The organism is Candidatus Vicinibacter affinis, from assembly GCA_016714365.1.
GTDB lineage: Bacteria > Bacteroidota > Bacteroidia > Chitinophagales > Saprospiraceae > Vicinibacter > Vicinibacter affinis.
This window is the reverse complement of sequence record JADJNH010000007.1, coordinates 145,954-168,573: the sequence shown is the minus strand read 5'-3', so window position 1 is coordinate 168,573 and position 22,620 is coordinate 145,954. Positions and strand designations below refer to the sequence as shown.

At 37.6% G+C, this 22,620-nt stretch carries 11 protein-coding genes; 3 read left to right on the top strand and 8 right to left on the bottom strand.

What is annotated here, in order from left to right:
* Positions 1–899: 899 nt before the first annotated feature.
* Positions 900–1,064 carry a hypothetical protein gene (locus tag IPJ53_15670; protein MBK7800540.1) on the bottom strand — a complete coding sequence of 55 codons (165 nt, stop codon included), beginning with the start codon at positions 1,062–1,064 and terminating at the stop codon, positions 900–902.
* A gap of 164 nt (positions 1,065–1,228) precedes the next feature.
* Here IPJ53_15670 and IPJ53_15665 point away from each other — a divergent pair, with 164 nt between their 5' ends.
* On the top strand, positions 1,229–4,021 hold the full coding sequence (locus tag IPJ53_15665; protein MBK7800539.1) for a T9SS type A sorting domain-containing protein: 2,793 nt from the start codon (positions 1,229–1,231) through the stop codon (positions 4,019–4,021).
* A 423-nt stretch (positions 4,022–4,444) separates the two neighbouring features.
* On the top strand, positions 4,445–4,936 hold the full coding sequence (locus IPJ53_15660) for a macro domain-containing protein (GenBank protein ID MBK7800538.1): 492 nt from the start codon (positions 4,445–4,447) through the stop codon (positions 4,934–4,936).
* A 35-nt stretch (positions 4,937–4,971) separates the two neighbouring features.
* Here IPJ53_15660 and IPJ53_15655 read toward each other — a convergent pair whose 3' ends face one another.
* From IPJ53_15655 to IPJ53_15630, 6 genes are all read right to left on the bottom strand, one after another.
* Positions 4,972–5,916, bottom strand: a complete 945-nt coding sequence (locus IPJ53_15655; protein MBK7800537.1) for a LysR family transcriptional regulator — start codon at positions 5,914–5,916, stop codon at positions 4,972–4,974.
* A gap of 468 nt (positions 5,917–6,384) precedes the next feature.
* A complete protein-coding gene (locus IPJ53_15650; GenBank protein MBK7800536.1) occupies positions 6,385–7,746 on the bottom strand; it encodes a YHYH protein in 1,362 nt (453 codons plus the stop codon).
* 38 nt (positions 7,747–7,784) lie between these two features.
* Entirely contained in the window at positions 7,785–9,386 is a 1,602-nt protein-coding gene (locus tag IPJ53_15645) for a sulfatase-like hydrolase/transferase (GenBank protein MBK7800535.1), read from the bottom strand.
* Positions 9,387–10,003: 617 nt separating this feature from the next.
* Complete coding sequence (locus IPJ53_15640; GenBank protein ID MBK7800534.1) at positions 10,004–11,029, bottom strand: c-type cytochrome; 1,026 nt, start codon at positions 11,027–11,029, stop codon at positions 10,004–10,006.
* Positions 11,026–11,736, bottom strand: coding sequence for a hypothetical protein (locus IPJ53_15635; protein MBK7800533.1), 711 nt, complete (start codon positions 11,734–11,736; stop codon positions 11,026–11,028). The genes IPJ53_15640 and IPJ53_15635 overlap by 4 nt, the downstream gene beginning before the upstream one ends.
* A gap of 199 nt (positions 11,737–11,935) precedes the next feature.
* Positions 11,936–12,604: a PorT family protein gene (locus tag IPJ53_15630; protein ID MBK7800532.1), complete on the bottom strand. Its 669-nt coding sequence runs from the start codon at positions 12,602–12,604 to the stop codon at positions 11,936–11,938.
* A 312-nt stretch (positions 12,605–12,916) separates the two neighbouring features.
* Between IPJ53_15630 and IPJ53_15625 the strand changes: the two genes are divergently transcribed.
* The gene (locus tag IPJ53_15625) at positions 12,917–18,271 is read left to right on the top strand and encodes a T9SS type A sorting domain-containing protein (GenBank protein ID MBK7800531.1); all 5,355 of its coding nucleotides are present in this window, start codon (positions 12,917–12,919) and stop codon (positions 18,269–18,271) included.
* A gap of 245 nt (positions 18,272–18,516) precedes the next feature.
* Here IPJ53_15625 and IPJ53_15620 read toward each other — a convergent pair whose 3' ends face one another.
* Positions 18,517–22,566, bottom strand: coding sequence for a gliding motility-associated C-terminal domain-containing protein (locus IPJ53_15620; protein MBK7800530.1), 4,050 nt, complete (start codon positions 22,564–22,566; stop codon positions 18,517–18,519).
* Positions 22,567–22,620: the final 54 nt, after the last annotated feature.

The following is a 22,620-nucleotide window of genomic DNA, read 5'->3' as shown; positions in this document are numbered from 1 at the left end:
TCCTCGTATTATCCATTTAGGAAAGAGATGATGGAATTAAAATTGGCCCCCTTCTTTTAATATTAGGCATATTTTGTAGCTTTAAATTATTATACGTTTTCGTAGTAAAAAATAGTTTCAGTGTGAATGAATAAATCGCTGCTGCTTGTTTACGTCTGCTTTATCCTGTCTTTTACTTCCCGAATCTGCTGCAGGATGCTGATCCGTCTCCCTTCCTTTCTCATAGGCTCAAGTTGTTTGTTGGCATTTAAAAAAAAACTAATTTAAACAAATATATGCATTCCAGTCCACATTCCAAAGGCTAGATGCATGGATGATTGTTTCTTGAGCAATATTTTGCTTGATACTACAAAACTCTTGAAATTGCAGTTTGGTGTCACATCTGCTATCACTTTAAAAGAAACATTGATTTAAAACCCACTACTCCCATCAATCCCCGTCATCTGTCTGAACCATGATTTTTGGGATGCATGGGATGGATGAGATCCGGAGGATGGAAATTTATTAAATGTTGTGGATGTTTCAACTTCAATCAATTCAAAGGAAAATGATATCCAATCCCACAACTCCCAATAATCCCATAAATCCCAGTTCAGACAATATTCCGTTATCTGTCTGAACCATGATTTTTGGGATGCATGGGATTAATGAGATCGGCAGGATGATATTTTATACATGGTCAAGAATATTACAACTTCAATCCATTCAAAAGAAAAAATATTCCTTCCCACAACTCCCAATAATCCCATAAATCCCAGTTCAGACAAAATTTCCCTTCCCATAACTCCCAACAATCCCAAAAATCCCAGTTCAGACAAAATCCCCGTTAACTGCCTGAACCATGATTTTTGGGATGCATGGGATGGATGAGATCAGGAGGATGGAATTTTATTAAATTATTATAATGTTTCATCAATAGACTTTTCAAAGAAAAAAATGATATTCCATCCCATGATTCCCAACAATCCCATAAATCCCAGTTCAGACAAAATTCTTCTTCCCACAACTCCCAACAATCCCATAAATCCCTGTTCAGACAAAATCCCGTCAAATGTCTGAATCATGATTTTTGGGATGCATGGGATTAATGAGATCAGGAGGTTGAATTTTATCAGTTGGTCATAAAACATGGTAATAAATCACTGTCACCAATGATAAATGTCAGTTATAATGAATGTTTTAATCTTAAATTGAAATGTTTATTATTAAATAAATTCAAATATCAGTAATGAGAAATTTTAAAATTTTGATTTTCGTATTGAGTCTTTTTCTAATTCAGTGGGTTTCTGCCCAAGATGGAGGTTTTGATAAGAGCTTTAATGGGAATTCTTACCATTCTCTTTCCATAGGAAAGTCCTTTGAAAGGACTCAACACATGACCAGACAAGCAGATGGAAAAATAATTGTGGTGGGTTATTTATCGGTTGGTCAAACTAGAAATGCTTTCGTTGCAAGATATATGAGCGATGGAGCGGAGGACTTAAGTTTTGGAGATGGAGGGAAGGTCATATTTTACAATTTCCCTTCTACGTTTTATTCTGTGGTTGTGCAAAAAGATGGGAAGTTAGTAATCTCTGGTGTGGCCACGCAGAGTAATCAAAATAATTTTCTAGTAGCAAGATTGGAATCTAATGGAAACTTTGATAAAAGTTTTGCCGGAAAGGGGTATTTGACACAGCCGGTTGGTGATCTGGGCGCTGCCTTGGCATATAAGGTTGTTGTTGGCTCCGATGGAAAAATAGTTGTCGGAGGGTACGCTTGGGTGAATGGCCAACACTATAATTTCGCCATGATCCGTTTAAAGCCTGACGGAACTTTAGATGCAGATTTTGGTACAGCCGGAATTTCTTTGACAGATATTGGAAGTGGTACTGCGGATTTTGCTAATGACATAATTTTACTTACCAATGGTGGCATATTGATGGTGGGTTCAACCCGACAAGTGACTCCGGCAGTTTTAAACTATGATTTTGCGATGGCCAGGTTTAATTCGTATGGTCGATTGGATAATACATTTAGTAGCGACGGAAAGGTGACTACAGATTTTGCGGGACAGGACGATGCTGCATATTCGGTTTTGGTATTAAGCAATGGAGGAATAATAGTAGGTGGGTATGCAACAGAGGCAGGTATATCCAAGTTTGCCCTTGCGAAATATTCAAACAGTGGTATTTTGGATATTTCATTTGATAAAGATGGCAAAGTGATGACAACGGTTAATGGTGAGTCATCTTCTCCATATGATATGAATATTCAAAGTGATGATAAAATTGTGTTGGCGGGTAACACATTAAGTGGTAAATTTTGTACAGTAAGATACAGTGCATATGGGGTCCCGGATAATTCTTATGGTAAGGCCGGTATTAATATACAGGATCTTGGGGGAGGGATCGGAGGTCTCAGAGGTGTTGTTATTTTATCAGATAGAAAGGCTCTTGTTTGTGGATATTCAAGTTTGAAGCAAAATACAGATGGCGTAATCGCGCGATTAAATACTGACGGAAGTCCGGATATAAGCTTTGGAAATAAAGGTCTGGTTTATATCGCATACAATTTAACCAGGACGGAGGCTACAAGTTTATCCATACAGATGGATGGAAAGATTCTGGCAGGAGCAATTGCAAATGACGCCCTGTTCAGTAGATTCGCATTGGCGAGATTTAATGAGGATGGTACATTGGGTGATGATTTTGCTGAAGGCGGAAAATTTCTCAATCAAACATGTCCAAGCTGTGGGGATGAATTGACAACTGATATGACCGTTCAACAGGATGGTAAAATTCTATTGTTCGGCATCACTTATTCCGCCATCAATGAGAGGGACAATTACCAGCTCATCCGGCTTCATCCGGATGGTAGGATCGACAGTAGTTTTGGTAAGAATGGAATAGTGAATACAGATTTTGATTCAACATTTGATAGAGGAATATCGATGGCTGTTCAGAGTGATCGCAAAATTATTTGCTCAGGCTTTGTTTACAATGGTCAGGATTGGGATTTTGGATTAGTGAGATATTTGCCTGATGGTAGTCTGGATTCCGGGTTTGGAGTTGGTGGAAAGCTAATCACAGCAATTGGAAGAGGAAATGATGTTGCCTATGCATTGGCCATACAAACTGATGGAAAAATTGTTGCAGGTGGATTGAGTGTGGTGGACACGCCAAATATATATCATTTTGCAATGGTGCGATATGAGACCGATGGCTCGTTAGACCAAAGTTTTAATGGAAGTGGGAAGGTGATCATTGATTTTGGCACTGATTTTAAACAGGGCACTGTATATACCATAAGGGTTCAAAAGGATGGAAAGCTTTTACTGTCGGGCGAAATAAATAATATCACCACCGGTGGTAAATACGGCGGTTTGGTGAGATTAAATGCAGATGGTAGTTTAGATAAAAATTTTGGAAACAGTGGCATGTTAATCATTTCAGTGGATAGTTTTTTCAATAACGTAAATGACATGGTTGTTCAGGAAGACGGAAAAATTATTTGTGGCGGCAGATACGGGGCAGGAAATTCAGGATCTTTCCTTGTAAGGTATAATTCTGATGGTAGTATAGATAAGAATTTTGCATTCATGGGAATTTTAAGAATCGGATTGCAAGGTCCAAGTTTAGTAAATGCTTTGGCACTGCAGGTAGATGGAAAAATTGTTTTAGCAGGAAATGTCTATACTGCAAACAAAACAGAATTGTATGTTATGAGGTTGCTGAATAAATTAAATGTAGGTGTGCTTAGTGAAGGAAAGTTAGCAAACAATTTCCTGGTTTACCCAAATCCGGTATCTGATGAAGTAAGTGTTGGTTACACGTTAGTTAATTCTGGAATTGTGCATCTAAAAATATTGGACTTAAAAGGGAGTGTGCTTCAGGAAATTAGGGCCACAGATGCTGAAGAAACAGGAGATCATACTTTTAAATTCAAGCTGCATCCTTCAATTCAAACCGGGGTATACATTCTGCAGTTGCATAGTGGAAATGAACAAGCTTCTGTACAGATTTTTGTTAATAAAACTTAGTATTCTATATGTAATTCAATCTTTTGAGCAGAAATTTAATTCTGATCAAATACAAGATGGGTAAATGTGTAAGCATGATATATGGTATCGAATTGTATAAATTGATTTTGGTAAATTTATAAGCTTTTGATAAAGCTGTGATCAGTTTTATTCATGCAAGTTTTATTTTTGTAAATAGTTAGCAAGCAGAGTTGAGTAAAATAAAAATATCTACACCTATTTCAGGGAAATCAAAACATTTAATTTTTCACGATTGATCAGTTTTGGAGTAAATAAAGATCAGAAAGTCTTTAAGTTACGCTGTATTCAGATTTTAAATATTGAATTTGAAATTTTCTTTTAATAAAAAGATCATTTGTGTACATGACTTCAATCATTTCGAAAGTGAAAATATATTCAGAACATTGTTCAAAATTATAGAGTATGATCAAAGAAGTAAAGGGTGACATCATGTTGTCAGAAGCTGCTGTATTGGTTCACAGTGTGGCCCCTATGGATCATTTTGATTCGGGACTCGCGTTGAGCATCCGGGATCAATATCCTGAAATGGTGAAGGAGTTCAGGCATCATTGCCGGGTTCATCATCCTTCACCCGGGGAGATATTTAATTGGATCGGGAAGGATGGGAAGCAAATAGTGAGCCTTATGGCTCAGGAGCCGCCGCCATCTTCCCATGGTCATGCAAATCCCGGTAAAGCGACTATAAGTCATTTGGATCATTCGTTGAAGAAACTTGCCAAACTGATTGCAAACGATGACATCAAAAGTGTTGCCTTGCCCAAATTAGCCACCGGGGTAGGAGGTTTAAAATGGGAAGAAGTGCAGGCTAGTATAATTAAATATCTTGGTCAAGTTGATGTGCCGGTGTATCTCTATACGACCTATGTAAAAGGAGTCAAGGCGAGTGAAGGGTAATTCATATGATGAATGGTATCAATTAACCATTCAGCTTATGGTGTGAAGACCGGTATGATTTCTTTTTTACGGATAGATTGCATTTCAGCGGGAATGGAAAGAAGTATTTCTTCTTTGATGGCTTCGATCAGTTTTTCTTTCACAAAATAGCGGTAGGTCACCAAACCTATTTCTCTGACAGGAGCGGGGCTTTTGAAGTGTCGTGTATTATTTTTTTGCTTTGAATTCATGTCTCTGAGTGCAAGTTTTGGGAGAATGGTAATTCCTTCGTTGGTTTCCACAATTCTCTTGAGGGTCTCTATGCTGCCGGATGCAAAATTAAATTGCTGAGTGGCGTTGTCTTTCTTTTTGAGTTCACAGAGATTGATGATCTGGGATCGCAGGCAATGACCTTCCTGCAAGAGCCAAAGCCTGTTGACATCAATGTCTTGTGCGAGCAGGTATTTTTTCTTCAATAATTTTTCTTTGGAGGAAGCGTATACGATAAATTCTTCATAGAAAAGTTGTTCTTCTTTGAGTGATGAATCGTTTAGGGGAGTAGCGAGAATTCCGGCATCCAGATCATTTTGTTTGAGTTTGAGTATGATTTCATCTGTGCTTAATTCACTGATGCTTAGTTTGACCAGTGGGTGTTTTTTTAAAAATGAATTTAGAAAAAGTGGTAGCAGGTAAGGGGCGAGCGTTGGAATAATTCCGATATGTAATTCTCCACTTAGTGAGTTCTGCTCTGTTGATACGATTTCTTTCAGTTTTTGACTTTCCTGGACGATTATTTTTGCCTGAGCAATGATCTTTTTCCCCAATTGAGTGGGGACTACGGGTTTTTTACTCCGGTCAAAAATAACCAGGTCCAACTCCTCTTCCAATTTCTTAATCATCATGCTTAAGGTAGCCTGGGTGATGAAGCATTTTTCAGCGGCCTTTACAAAGTGGCGGTGGGTATCGACGGCAATGATGTATTCAAGCTGATTTAAATTCATAATATAGATAAAATCTATGCGAATATATAAAATATCAGTTTGATTGATAGTGTCCGGCCAATTAAATTTGCGTTCAGTTGCAGGGAAGTTCTGCTACACAGCGTTCAAAAGTATGCAATGGGGCTAAATGGGAATAGATATCATCTGGATCCATTAATTGCTGAAAGAGTCAATTGAACCTCATTTTGGAGCGCGTTTGGATGGAAGTTAATTTCTAAGCCTTTTAGAAATTAAATAATTACAGAGGATTTATTATTGTTGAATTTATATGTATTTTTTTATACGCAGGTCGGTCAGGGCCTGCGTTTTTTATTTTTAGAAAAATTAATCCAACTTTATTTTTTTAGAAATATTTACTTCATGTTTCAAAGAGGATTTCGACGCATCATTCGTACTGTTCGAAGAGTTAAAATAAGCTACTAAGCAGCAGTTTTTATTTTAACCATTTTAAATAAATCAGCATTCACTTTATTTAATCAGCACAATTTTTCTGACCGTATGGAAATTGGCACTTGAAATTTTGATAAAGTAGGTTCCGCTGTACAGCGTACTTGTTTCAAAATAGACGATGGTGCTTCCCTGATAAATGGTTGTATGGCTGATGATTTTGCCGGATTCATTTAGCAGTTCTACTTTAATATCCATCCTGTTCAGATCATTCCATTGAATTGCGATCAGATCGTTGGCTGGATTTGGAAATACATTTACATCCTGAATATTTGACGGATCATTTTGGATGCCTGTGGAAGTCGGAAGATAGGTAGTGACCTGTTCATTGATGGCCTGAACTTTCATGGCATTTCGCACACCATAAAAGGTAGGTCCTACCGCATAAGGATAGGCAGAATTCCAATGCTTGTCAACGGTTGCAAAATAGCAGTAGATGCCATTTGGATATTCAGGTGTTACGCAAAATCTTCCATTGTGTTCGTCCAGGTAATCAGGCGTTGAAGAGGAAGTTGGAACATATTCATAATCCTCTCTGAAATAACCCAGGGGATAGCTTGAGTTTACGACAGGACCAGGAGTGACGGTAGATCCATCCGAATAGGTATTGCGTTGGGTGATATTTCTAAGTTTATAGCTGGAATTCATTCTGACGATTCCACCGGTTCCATCCGTATTTTTAAATGCATAAGCCCCATAAATGGGAAAACCGTCATATGCAAATCCCAATAAGGGAGAATGTCTGTTACTGTCGATTACATACAGACCATCTGCATCGTACAAATTGCAAATGGTTGAAATAACATTCAGGTCTAATTTAAAAGCACTTGGATTTTGATGATGATGATAGTTGCCCATGGCAGGGTGAGCCTTTGAGCAATCAAATCCGGCTCTTTCTGCCACTACTGCATCTCTGTTCCATTTTTGGTCACCCATTCCACCCAAAGGCCCTCCCTTAAGGGAATTAGAAGCATTTGACCAGGATACTCCATCCCGATAGTCAAACAGGGCCACTCCATTGATAAAGAGTCCGATGTTTCCTCCGGTGGTATTGGTGGGGGTCCCGGTATTTTTTGAAGGATTTAATGTTAGTCTAAAAATTGCATTTTGATTGGTGGCTATGGAAGGATTTCCATCCAGAAATGGGCCTGTGATGTATGCGGGAATTCCAGTTGCGTTGATGTATACCCAATCATTGGAATATTTTACACTTTGGACATTGGCAGGAACGGCATCCATTATGGGTGTAGGATTTCCTTTTATATAATGCCTTCCCATGATGTTTGTTGTATTTTGTAACCAGGAAGTTAAAGAAGGATTTAATTGTGCCTGCAAGTTTAGGTGACAGGTAATGAGTAGTAAACAATAAATAATTAATTTCATATGACCGGATATTGATTTGTACATAAAGGTGCGAAGATTTATTCTTTGTTGATTCTAACTATTTGAACAGGTTTAACTAAAATTTTAAGTACGTAGGTGCCGGAAGGCAAGTAAGAGAAATCCATGTTTTCGATTTGGGATCCTGCGTAAATTCTTTCGCCCATTATGTTGTAGAGCTCTGCAATGGTTGAATTGGCAAATTGCTTGATTTTTATTTTTGAATTAAATGGATTTGGGTAAACTATCGAAGTTGAATACGATCCAGGGTAATCTTTGGAATCAACAGTAGTAAGACAAATATTTCCAACGCCCAGAAGATTTTCCATTTCATTACACAAGTAGTAGTATTGGGTGATCTCTTCTGTTGTCATTTTGGACTCGAGTAAATTTACTTTTTCTTCAGGGTCTGTTTTAAGTTTATAGAATTCTTCTTTTCCGGAATTGAATTTAATCAGTTTAAAATCCGGATTACGAATTGATTTGGCTTCGCTGGCATCCGGGGTTAATTTAAATATTTCACTAAATGACCAGGGTCTGATCTGATTACTTTCTTCCCTGATAAAAGGCAAAATACTTTTGCTGTCCACCGGTTTTTTCGGATCAATCAGAGATGACCAATTTGTAAATCCAAATAATTCAAAAACGCTGGCAAAGATATCTGTTGTATTCACTAATGCGTCCGTTATTTGGCCCGGGTTTTTGACAGAGGGTCCTGCAATCATAAACGGTACATGAATTCCATTTTGGTAAACAGTGCCTTTTGCTCTTGCGGTATCGGTGCTCTGAGTGGTTTTTTGGGTATCCCCGTTGTCTCCAATAAAAATAATGTCTGTATTGTCTAATTTGCCCATTACTTCTAGAGAATCAAACAGTCGACCCATTTCGTGATCTAAGGCTTGGATCATCGCTTTAAAATAGCTTTTTGGATTAGCCCTAATATCCTGTGCGGTGCCGCTTAAGTTTTTGTAATTATGTAAATCGGCAGGTGGCAAATGCAGTGGTTCATGAGGAGCGTTAAATGCGAGCCACAAAAAGAATGGTTTGTTATTTTGATTTTTAAGCCAAGTAACCGCATTATTGACATTTTCAGAAGTGGCATAGTTGGTTACATTTGTGGCTACCCCATTGATGTATTTTGTCCAATTGGTAAAACTTGACAATTGTCCGATAAAGGGCCCTTCAAAATGATCATAACCCATGATGTTTGGAAATTTCAAATTGCTGACAGGCATGGCTTGTTGAAGATGCCATTTACCAATGTTGGCTGTTGCAATTTCGGGATTCAAAATTTTTAGTATTCTCGGTATTGTATTTTCAGCTGTATCCAGGGGCATGGATCCACCTGCTCCACCCACAATGCCGCCTACTCCTGTTCTGAAACTGTATCTTCCTGTTAAAATACCTGATCTGGTGGAGGAGCATACCGGATTAGAAGCTGCATTCTGAAACAGCACACCGCGGCTTACCAGTTTTCGGAGATTGGGAACTTCTACTGTGTCTTTGTGATCTTTGTAAAAACCAAGATAATCAGTGCCTAAATCATCTGCAATAATAACCAGGACATTTCTTTGTGCCTGGCTTAGGTGGATGGTCCAAATGGACAAAAGCGCAGTGAGTAATATTTTAAAATGATGCATCATGAATGACAATAATAGAATTTTTAAATTTTGACCTGATTTGTTTTCATCTTCTTTTATCCGGCGATTTATATTTTCAACTACTTAAGACATGAATGAGGAAAAGAAAAATTTAATGGTAAAAAAATATTTACTGAGTTGAGGTAAATAAATCAATCAAAGTTAATCAATCTAATGCCATTGTTTTAAGGAATGACCTGTAAATTGAGTACCATCTGAAAAAAAAGCGACCAAGTCCACGTGTAGAAGGGGGAAAAACTAACTTTGTACTGTAGTCGAAGAAAAATTATGGATGGTTGGGTGTTCCGGACTATTGGTAAGTAAGTGGCAACAGTAGTTGAAAAGCAAGAGATCTGGATTTATTATATTGTTGGCAGATAAATTTTGCATTTAATGGTCATCTAGACTATGATAGATGATGCAGATTGATTGGCGATGGCTGGCTGCCTGGGTCGTTTATGTATGTTGTCATTTGAATGCTTTCATTAACTGGGCAATGTGATTACCTCCTAATTTAATTTTCGGGCAGCCTGTCTAGGGCCATTCTTTACATGTAATTTAATCAAGATTGAAGGGTTTGTGTTTACTCCTGATCAAAATAAAGTCAATACATAAATTCCTTATTTTTTGAAAAATATAAATTTTGGAAATGAATTTTTGGGATCAAATAAAAAGGATTTATCGGAGAGGGTCAAAAGAAATGCAATCAGATCAACTTTTTCATTTGATTTTAGTGCAATTGAATTTTTCAATTTTTCGGACAATGTTTTACTTTGGTGAATCCCGGAGGTATAGTGTTTTAGAACCTCACTTAGATTTTTGAAGCGACCATCGTGCATGTATGGAGCGGTAAATTCAATATTTCTTAAAGTAGGTACTTTAAATTTTAGTGAATCCGCAGACAGGCCCGTTGTTTTCATTCTTCCTGCATCATTTAATGTATTATCCGGAGGCAGGCCATTGTTTTCAAAATTTTGGTTGGTGAACAATGGTTCAGTATGACATTGTGCGCAATGTTTTCTGAAGAGTTTCAGGCCGTTTCTTTCCTGATCAGTGAATTTCGTTTGCTTTCGGGTCACACTTTCGTATTTTGAATTGGCACTTACCAGAGTTAACAAAAAAGCAGAAAAAGCTTTCAAGGTGTTTGCTCCGGTAATCAAACTATCACCAAATGCAGTGTAAAATAATCCAGGGTATAAATGTTTTTTTTGGAGTTTTCCAATGACGTGAGCGAAGTCCTCATTCATTTCTATTGGATTGGTAATGGGGGAAAGCGCCTGCATGTCCAAATGGTGAATGGCGCCATCCCACATAAATGATTTTTGCCATGCCAGATTCATCAGTGCAGGAGCATTTCTGGTTCCTATTAAATCATTGATTCCATGGCTAAGTGCATGATCTGTATGAGCAAAGGCAGTATAGGGATTGTGGCAGCTTGCACAAGAGATTGTACTGTCTTTGGATAAAATGGGATCGTAAAACAAAGCTCTTCCTAAATCAATTTTTGTTTGCGAGAGTTGGTTTTGAGTAAATGAATAATTGGGTTTTGGCCATCCTTTGGGGACCTTAAAGAAAGGTTCCGGAATGACGCCAGAGGTTAACAGCATTAGCAAAAGGAGGCAATATGAAATGATGAAATATTTCATTTGGGAATTACAGAAAAAATTTCACTAAAGTATTGACTCAAAGTATAGGCATTTTTACCAGGTGACATGATTTGATTTTGTTTGGCGAGATCAATTTTATCAAATAAATTCTGGAAATTGATTAAGATGTTGTGCGCATCATTCTTTTGCAAATCCAGACAAATATTCTGACACGCATTGAAGGGTGATTGGTACCCACCCAGATGAAATTGAAATTCGTGATTGCGTGTTGTGCAATGTTGAGATTTACCCTCCATTTTGATGTTGATGTATCCACTTTGCCAGGTCCAATACATTCCGGTGGTGGGGTCTAAATCTCCACCATAAACACCCGAGGTATTGGTCGTGCTGTCTATACCCAAGTTAAAGCAAAGGGTTTTGTAGTTTGTTTCTTGAGAGATGTTTATGGAAAGAGATAATGTGTTTTCTTTAGCTAAATCTAATAAATGGAAGCTGTTGTTTTCTTCCCAAGCGAGCGTGTTACCATCCCATAATTTAAAAGCAGAAAGATAGAACTTTATAGTTTCAAAGATCAAGGTATCTTCAGACTGTTCGTTGTACACATTTTTATTAAGAAAGATTTTTTGATTGTCAAAAACCGGAATAAAATTGAGTGAAATTGATTTATAATCCTGAGCATTCAAAAAAGAAAATGCACAAAGCATAAATGGGTTAAAATAACTTAATTTATTTTTAAGCCCGTTCATTTATTTGATTTTGTTAGAAATAAAATTGAGTTCTGATTCATAAAAAAGATTAGCTACGTTATAAAAAAAAATGTGAAGTTGAGGTCCTCAGGTAATGAATTATTTATGTTGAATAGGGGCTTAATAAATTAATGATCATGAAATTGAGTTTAGTTATTAATACTCCTGATAAAACGAATAATGGCTGTGTTCAAAAAGTTTATTCAGATAAATGAAATGCATACCCTATAGAAAGTCCAATTCCTCTGGTATGTACTTTTTTCGTACTTTCTTCTGCAAAACCATCGATGTCCAATAAGCCAAAAATGTAGCGGGCGTCGAGTATGATTTCTCCATTACCTGCCGGTATGCCAAGGTTTCCGCCTAGGTGGAGGCATATGTCCCATTTTTTTAACTGCATATCCTTAAAATCGATGCTTTCTTTTACGCTGTATTTTACTTTTTGCTCCGTAAAATCCTGATTGATTTTTCCTCCCATTGCATACACAATGGAAGGGCCTGCAAACAAGCACAACTTTGTAGACCAATCTGTAAAATTCTTTTTTGCGAGAATGGGTAATTCCAAAACATCCATGCGCATTCTAAAATCGCTGTAATCTATTGCATCCTGAGAGTACAACCTTACTGCCTTTTGAAGATATATGAGTTCAGTCTGTAAGGAAAAATATTCACTTAGAAAAACTTCTGCTGTCATGGATACGTATGGAGTACTCATATACTTTACAGCATCTTCCTCCTCACTGTTGAATCTAAATCTGGAAATGTGAATGCCTGTGCGGATCCCAGCAGAAGATTGGCCATGTATAGAGGAGACCGTGATCAGAAACAAGAGAATTCCCAGAAAATTTGAGCACTTCGATCTTTTCATAGGATGAATGTAAATATTTTTTCTGAATCAAATCTTTTGACTTAATAAACCAGAAGTTGCTTTTCGTAAAGTTTGGCAATTGCTGCAAATGGATTATGGGTCACCTGAGGTCGTACATTCTGTATTTCAAATTGGTCAAGAATCTTACTGAATGGATAAAAATTATGTAATTAATTGAAATACAGTAATATAAATATTATACAATAATTTAAAATAATGATTATATATTATTTAATTATTATATATATTTGCATTTAAATCAATATTTAATACTTTAAATAAAGATTTAATTTAATATCCAAAACCGAATTCATGTTATCCAGATGCCCTTCTTTTGGACCTAAAATATTGACTTATAGTGCTTTTGTAGTCCATCTATTCTTTCAATCAACCCTACTTATTGCTCAAAATCCGTCTCTTCCAAAGGCCTGTCCGGTAAAAAATGGGCACCAGATTACCTCAGGTTCCATTAGCCTAAGACCTCAAATCATTGAATCAAACATTCAGCCTGGCCAGCAAGGATTTAATCAGGTGAATTCAATAGCCTATGATGATCAGGAATATGGTCAGTTGGTTCTTAAGGGTGGGGTCATTTCTTCTGTATTGTCGTTCCGGAATTTTAATTTAGTCTTGCCTGAAGGATCAAAAATTTATGGAATTGCAATTGAGTTTGAAGGAAATGTCACAGGTGGAAAATTGAATCTGGTACAGCTCCAACTTACTGACCGCAATGGTAAAAACTATGGTGAGAACAAGGCTGCTATTTTACCGTCCCTGCAATGGAATGCTACAAGGCCAAATGCAGATTCCTTATGGAAACATGGTGGAGTGAATGATGTGTGGAATCTTAAACCATCACTTCAGGATGTAAACTCCTCTAATTTTGGTTTTAAGTTGCAGGTAAAAAACGTTGGGAACACAGAGGTCAAACTTAATCTGGATCGTGTGCGTCTGGTCATTTATTATCAGGCCATGCCAGCCATGTGTATGAAAGATTGTAGTTTTTTTTATGTAGATCCGGTTAAGAATGCTACCCAATATCACTGGAAAATTCCTACAGGTGCAGAGGTGATTTCGAATGAAGTCAATCAGTCTTTTATAGGATTGAACATCGGACGGTTGCCATACGGAATACACGAAGTGTGTGTGCAAACAGAATCCGCGGCAGGGCTTTCTGACCTTTGTTGTCTTAGTTTTTTAAACAGCGACTGTTCAAGAGCATCGGTTGGAGACAGGGTGTGGCGAGATGATAATGCAAATGGAATTCAGGATCCTAATGAACCCGGAATTTCATCCACTCAAGTTCTACTTTATGACGGACAGACAAAAAAGTATATTAGATCGGTGCTGACAGATATTTCCGGAAATTTTAAATTTGATAGTTTAGTCTCCGGATATTATTATTTAAAATTTATTACGCCTGGAAATTTAATTTCCACTTCGTCTTTCAAAGGAAACAATTCCTCCCTTGACAGTGATTTGGAAAATGTTTTTGGAACAGGCAGTACGCCCATGTTTTATCTGGCACCCGGGCAACAAAAAACGGATGTAGATGCAGGTTTTTTTCAATATTCATCCATAGGAGATTTTGTTTGGGAAGATGTGGATGCTGATGGCATTCAGGATGCTCATGAGCGTGGCATAGCAGGAATTAAATTTTATTTGCTTAATACTTCAGCAGTCCTATTGGATTCGGTAGTGAGTGATTTGAATGGTAGGTATTCTTTCAGCAAGGTTTTGCCGGGGGATTATTACATACGGGTTTATTCATCAGATCCGTATGCAGTCACTCAATTTCGTGCGGGAAATAATTCTGCCAAGGACAATGATTTTTTGGGAAATTTTACATCTGAAATTTTTAGTGTAGGTTTCCAACAAATGCGAAGCGATGTTGATTTAGGTTTGACCAAATCCTCCCCAGTGTGTGGTAAGATTTGGTATGACCGCAATCAGGATGGTCAACGTGATGTGAAGGAAACTTTGGTAAAGGATGCGTTGATTTATTTACTTGATTCTGTTTCACAGATTTTAGATTCTACCAGGAGTGCTGATAATGGAAATTATTGTTTGAATATTTCACAATCTTCAGGAAAATATCGCTTGAGAATATTTTTATCGGATGAATTCATACTGAGTAAAAAGGATTCAGGTCCGGATAGTACGGACAATGATTTTAACTTAGATCATTTTACAGATTATTTTTTAGTGTCACAAGGACAAAGCATCAAATTGGATGCCGGATTTTTAATTGATTGCAAGGATTTGGCTCCCGAATTAATTTTTATTCAATCCAGTCCAGAATGTTTGGATCAAGAACCCATTCAAATTTTGTTTGCCCCCGCCTCTACTCCTCCGCTTAATCCCGGATTTGAGAAAACATATTTTCTTGTTCGAACTTCAGATGGTGTAATTGTATCCATTAATTCATTTCCATTTTTTCAAGTGGATCAGCCTGGCAATTATTATTGCAGGTCTATGATTTATGATGGAACAAAGGGGTCGTATAATTATTTTGATGTTAACACTATACAGGTAGGGATTACATATTTGCAGAGGCTTATCAATGACTTGGATTCACTGCAATTATGTTACAATATATCAGCAGCTTCCACAGTGGTGACGATCAGGGAGTGCAGTAGTATAAGTGGAAGGGCATGGTATGATTACGGGCAAGATGGTATTCAGGATCAGAAGGACAGAAGTATTCCGGATGTATTGGTTTGTTTAAAGGATGAATTTGGAATTGCAATAGATTCTGTGAGAACAGATTCTATAGGTAAATATGCATTTGTAAAATTGAATCCTACCCATAAGTATAGTATTGCATTCAAATATTTACAGGATTATAGTTATACTCTGAAGGATGCATCCGGTTTTGAGCAAACCGACTCCGATGTAAATAAAACCGGAGAGACAGATATATTTACACCTGCGATGGGAAATAATATGCATGTAGATGCAGGATTGTTTTTGAATTGCAATATTTCTTTAGCAAGTTTAAAAACCTTGCCAATGGAATTTGAATGTTATTCAGGAGGAGTTCAAAGCATTCGAGCTACGGCAATTGGGACGCATCAACATCCGGTCGACTATGTTGTGAAATATTTATTGGTTACAGGTGTAACACAAAAAATTTCTGAAATTTCCGACAGTCCTGAATTTGAGATAGATAGGGCGGGAGTGTACAATATTTATGCTTTGTGTTTTGAAGAGTTGCAAAGTGGGTTTAACTTTCTAGATCTGTCTATACTGATCCCGGGAACTACAACTTTAGTTGATCTCGGAAATTTGATTTTGCGGGAGCAAAAATGTGCTTCTATTTCTGCAAAAGGCGTATCTTTTGTAGTGGATGAATGTATCGGCATCCGTGGTTTGGTGTGGCGGGATGCCAATAAAAATGGCATTCAGGATTTAGGAGAACAGGGATTTAAGGATTATTTGGTTTACCTCACAGATATATCAAGAAAAATAATTGATTCGATAAAGACAGATTTTAACGGACATTATTTTTTTGAAAAGAAAACGCCTGCATTGGAGTACAGGATATTTTTGTCGCCGATGGCAGGATATGTTTTTTCAAAAAAGGGTAGTGGGAGTATGCCGGATGTTGACAGTGATGTTGATTCTTCCGGTTGGAGTGAATTGTTGAGTTTGCCGGGAGGAGGGCAGGCAAAAATTGATGCAGGAATTTATGAAGAGTGTTTGGCAAAAGCTCCTGATTTATATGATTTATCTATGTCTTCTCCGTGTTACGCAGGAAATCCGGTTCGCGTCAGATATGCCTTGAATGGTATTGAGTTTCTACCTCCAGGCTTTAGCAGAAAGTTTATTTTAATATCAGATTCCGGACAAGAAATTTTGAAGACGAGTGACAGTCTTTATACTGACATTATGAGATCCGGAAGATTTTATGTTTATGAGTTGGTCTATCAAAATGATCCGCTGAGTCCGGATTATTTTGATGCAACCAGCTTTCTTAATTTGGGTACCCGCTTAAATGAAGTATTGCAATATTTTAAATCAACGGCTAAATGTCATGCTCTTAGTAAGCGTCCTGCATTCTTTGAATTATACAACTGTAGAAAAATCGAGGGAACTGTTTGGGAAGATTTTGATAAAAACGGAATTCGCAATTCCGGTGAGACGGGAATAGAAAGGGTCAAAGTGTTTTTATATGATGATCAGAACAACCTTTTGGACAGTATGATGACAGATACATTTGGTCAATATGTATTTCTTCAATTTGCTCCGGGAGACTATCAGATTAAATTTGTGAACGAAGACAAGAATTTTAGTTTTAGTCCCCAAGATCAGGGAGTTGATGAAGATCTAGACAGCGATGTAAATCAAATGGGTGAATTATATTTTAGTGTATTTCCCGGAAAAATTATCACTGTTGTTGATGCCGGAATGATAAGACCTTATGGTATGATTGGGGATTATGTATGGGAGGACAGTAATGGTGATGGAATCCAGCAAAGCAATGAGATAGGAGTTAACGGAATTGCTATAGATTTGATTGAGGCCAGTACAGGCAGGTTAATTAGAAGTACTATCAGTAAGTTGGATTCACTGGGTAATCCGGGTTATTATAGATTTGATCATGCTCCGGAAGGAATGCATTATTTGAGTGTAAGCTTTCCGGATTCCATTTCCATTACTGCGTACAGATCCGGTATTGATAGCTTGCTTGATTCAGATTTTGACAAGGTAGGTGGTCAATTTAGGACCGTTGATTTTGAGGTAAAATCAAATGCTCAAAGAGACGATCTGGATCTTGGGATTTTGAAGAAATCGACTGTGGGAAATTTTATTTGGCTGGACGTAGATAGGGATGGAATTCAGGATGCCGGAGAAGAGGGCATACCTGAGGTCAAGGTGAAATTATACAATGAGCAAGATGTAATGGTGGATGAGGTATATAGTGATGAAGAAGGACATTTTAATCTACGTGCACATACCGGTTCATATTATCTAAAATTTGAAGCACCTCCATTTTATAGGTATACGAGTATGAACGGATTTGTAGCCCAAGATGTAAACAGTGATGTGAATCACAGTCATGGCTACGGTACTACCGATGTGGTGCAGCTCTTCGAAGGTGATGTATTGTCAGATCTGGATGCAGGATTGGTGTTGAGTTCAGTATTGTCCATACAGGAAATTAAATTGGAATCAGAAATTGAAAAAGAAGGTGTGTGCAAATTGCATTGGAAGATAAACGGAGATTTTAACAAGGGTCTGATGAAATTATTGAAATACGATGGTAATTGGTCAGCAATCCATCACCCAGTAATTGATGAAAATAAAAATGAATTTTGGTTTGAGGATGTAGAAGTAAATAAGTCAGATTTGATTTATTATAAAGTTGTTTATTTGAATGAAACTGAATTGATAGAAAGCAATGTAGTTGCATTTCAGAACAAGAGAAGTGCTGAACTCATGTTAAGCCCAAATCCTGCGAGCGATTTTGTGGAGGTAAAATTTAATTCATTAGACAGGGAGGGTAATTATGAAATCTTAAATATTCAAGGAAACATCATAGAGTCAGGCTATATTAAAAATGGAGTTCAGAAAATATATGTTGCAGGGCTTCTTCCGGGAGCGTATTTTATCAAGGTACCTACCTCCAAAGGTGCTGAGATCAAAGAATTTTTAAAATTGTAAATGTTTCTAATCACTACATTTATAAAGAGTAAATCATTTTGATATTTCCAATGCTTAAAATGTTACGATGATTTTTAGCACAACTGTCTGAGCCATGATTTTTGGGATGCGTGGGTTGGGTGAGATTGAGAGGATAGAATTTTATTAAATGTTGAGGATGTTTCAACTTCAATCAATTCAAAAGAAAAAGATATTCCTTCCCATAACTCCCAACAATCCCATAAATCCCAGTTCAGACAATATTCTTACCTCACCACCGTCACCTCTCCCTGCCATGAGATCACCGATCCATCCTGCAAGGTCAATTGTGCATGCCATACATATACACCCGGAATGACTGCTTTGCCCTTAAAGCTGCCGTCCCAGCCCAGCGAGGGATCATTGGCTGTAAAGTTTTCTTGTTGCCATACCTGCGATCCCCAGCGGTCGTAGATTGATAATTTCGTGATCTGCGCAATGGTCGATCCATCATCGAATAATGTAAATCCATTGTTCACCCCACCTGGGTGGATCACATTCGGATAGTAGATTCCATAATTCTTTTTGATAAGCAGGTATAAGTAGTGGAGCGAATCACAACCTACCGTCGAACGTAAGGACTCTTGATACGTTCCTGACTTTTCATAGGTCTGTGCATTGACGGGCCAGATGTAGGTCGTATCTGTGAAAACCGTATCCCACTTTTCAAAATCTTCATTTATCGTAAGATTCAAGCTGAGGATGGAATCACAGCCTTGATGGGTTTTGAGTGGAATAGTGTACAAGCCAGATTCTGTAAGCAATTGATTGTTGAGTGGCCACCGGTATTGTTTACATGCTTCTGCCTGTTGTGTGAATTCATACTTCGGATGGATGGTTAATTCCAAATAATAAATAGAATCACAACCTGAACTGTTTGTATATTTTTCCTGATAAATTCCTGAGCGGTTATATTTGATTCCATTGACTTGCCAGGTATAGGAATCACAGCTTGCAATTTGATTTATGTAACGTTGTCCATTCACATTCAAATTCAGATTTACGACGGAATCACAACCCGCCGCATTGGTTAGTGGAAAGGAATAGTTTCCGGAACTTGTTAAATTTTTACCCAGAAACATTATGCTGTCGCAAATGGTAATGGAAGTATCTTTTTTGGTAGATGGAACTAGGTTTAAATCCAAAGTAACGATGCTGTCGCAGCCAAATTGATTGGTGGTCTGAAAAATATATTTTCCTGATTGTGTGTAGGTCACATTATTCCATACAAATGTCTCGCAGGCTGTTTGTTTTTGCAGTACACTGTCGGATTTATGAATTACAAGATTGAGTGTAGCGGTGCTGTCACAGCCCGATGAATTAATTGTTTTGTATGGATACGTTCCACTTTGTGTATACTTTACATTGTTCCAGCTGTATTCATCGCAACTTGTACGATTGCTTACCGATTGACTTGAATTTGAAATAGTCAGTTGCAAAGTAGCAGTGCTGTCACAACCCTTTGCATTCTGTGTTTGAAAAGTATATGTACCACTTTGTGTATAAGTATTTCCATTCCATACATAGCGGTCGCAAGTTGTGTGCGCCGTATTCGAACTGTTGGATTTATTGATGGTCAGTTGCAGGGTAGTGATGCTGTCGCATCCTTTGGAACTTTGTGTCGTATCCGCATAAATTCCTGATTGACTGTAATTGCGTCCATTCCAATTATAATTATCACAAGAAGTTTGAACTATGGTTTTATTGATCTGAGAATTTATGCTGAGATTTAATTGCACCACACTGTCACAACCGAATTGATTGACGGTGTCGAGTGTATATACACCACTTTGTGTATAGGTCCTTCCATTCCAAACAAATGAATTGCATGTTTCGATTTGCACACGGTTGGAATCGGAATGGTGAAGAGTGAGCTCCAGTGTTACGGTACTGTCGCAACCGAAACTATTTTTTGTTTTGTACGAATAGATTCCACCGGTATCGTAGGTTTGTCCATTCCAGCTGTATGCATCGCAAGCAGTGTGTCTGATGTTTGTTGCATTGGATTTAAGGATCGTTAGATCCAGGTTAACGATGCTGTCGCAACCAAATTGATTAATGGTGTCAAAGCGATAAATACCCGTCTGTGTCAAGGTCTGATGGTTCCAGTAATATGCATCGCAAGTTTGAATGGATTGATTGATGTAAATGGTATCAGCTGTCGTCAGATCCAATATCATAATTAAACTATCACATCCTCTCACAGAACTTAGCTTGCTATAATACTTACCTGCATCCACGATACTCGTATCCACAAACCGATAAGATGATCCCTTGCAAATCATTGCATGAATATTTTCTATCTTCGGAAGATCAATTGTACGGGAAATATTATCCGTGTAATCACATTCTGCCTGTAGAAAATCTTGATCTCCAAAAGTGCCCGGGGTATTGCGTACCGAGTTGATCACCATAAACAGATCTGAAAGATTGCCGGCAGAAAATTTAAATTCCAGATTCAGCAAACTGTCTCCCGGATAAATGGATCTCAGCGTATAATAATGGCCGATCAATGTTCCGGCAACGGTAGGATCACCATTAAAAAAAGAAATCGCCAGATTGGAGTCTGCCACTGCAGAAGCATCCTTGCGATTGAATAAATCAAAAGCAATGGTGTAAATTTTTGTGATGGGATCATAGTTTATGCATTGGATCTTTCCGGTAAGACTTGCGGCAGGTTTTTTAACAAAGCCATTAGAATCCACATAAGATTCTTGTTGCATGAAGTTGTTGTACTTACCATTCATGTAAGTTGCCTGATTCTTCTGTACGCGTGGCACAGTGAGGTCGTCGTTGATCTGGAGGGGATTGTAAGCGTATTGATTCCAGATGCCTCTGGCAGGCGCCCATCCTGGGAGGGAGTCGGGGGAGCCGAAGATGAACATTTTGCCTACATTGTCATCTCGATTCTTTCCGCAAAGAACACAGATTTTTGCTTGTCCAGTATTATCTAAATCTGCAACTAAGGGAGATTCTAAAATGGTTAATGAAGTGCATGGTGTTCTAAAGAGAATAGTTGGAACAATAGTTGAAGCATCGAATATTTGAAAATCGGTCTCATCCCTATATATGACCTCTTGATTGCCATCACTATTAAGGTCAAATGCTCCAATGCCCGTAGTTCCGGAAGAATCTGTTGTTGTAATTGTCCAATCCAAGTTTAAATTCATACTTCCGCTATAATGAAAAGAATAAATTTTACAAAATCTTGTAAACAAAATGGAAGGAGTTGGGAATTTACCAAGCCTGCTTATAGAAGCCATTCCTATTCCGGAGTAATCATTCCCAGGGATTTGTGCTTTTGCAATTAAACTTGGATTACCTGAGTTGAATGTATAGGCATATACCAGTGCTTCATTGTTAATACCAGGAGAAGTCACCACTACATCTAGTTTACCATCTACATTAATATCCCCAATTGAGGTATATCCATCTCTAAACTTTCCGTTAATCATTAAATTGTGCGGAGTCATGGTATTGCCTATGCTTCCATTTAGGTTTGTCAGATTCATTTTGTAAATAGTATATCCTGCAGCCAATTCCAAATCCTTTACATCATCATCCAATTGAGCGGCCACAGATACCCCATCAGGGGCAAAATCTATCGCATATTCCAAACCAAGCCCATTTGATCCGCCATCACATAAAAGTGCTCCGGTCTGTCCATTGAATATTTTATTGTTAACATATACTTCGGGCATTCCATCCTGATTAAAATCAGCTATGCCTATAGCGCCACCAGGCATTTCACGGAATTGTTTATATACATCTACCCTTTTATCAGACATCCACATTTGTGTGCCATCCAAACGAAAGCAGAATAGTCTGCCAAAATAAGCTTGGGGGTTTATCCCTGAATTTGCAGCCAAAACAACAATCTCAGACTCACCATCCCCATTCAAATCCGCTAATGCAAACTTTGAACCAAATGGAAATAAAGCTGGAATCTTAATTTTATTTTTTTTCTTGCCAGTTAAGGAATTGATAAATAATAGTTCATTATAATTATTATCTAATAGTATGATTTCCGGAATACAATCTTTATCCAAATCAGCAAGAAATGGGATTTGATATAAAAATATGGTATCTTCACTTTCGATTTTCTTTTCCACAAAAATTTTAGTGTCCCTATATTGTTTAACTGTATAACATTGGCTTGTATCAATATTATTGCAATTCAATGATTGATTGAATGCCAAGGTTGTACTAAGCGTGCCAAGTATAATAAAATAAAATCTCTTGATAAACAAATTACAATTCTTTTTAAATTTTGACATTGAATATATATCAATAAGCATAGCAATCTTAGTAAATTGCTATGCTTATTGATG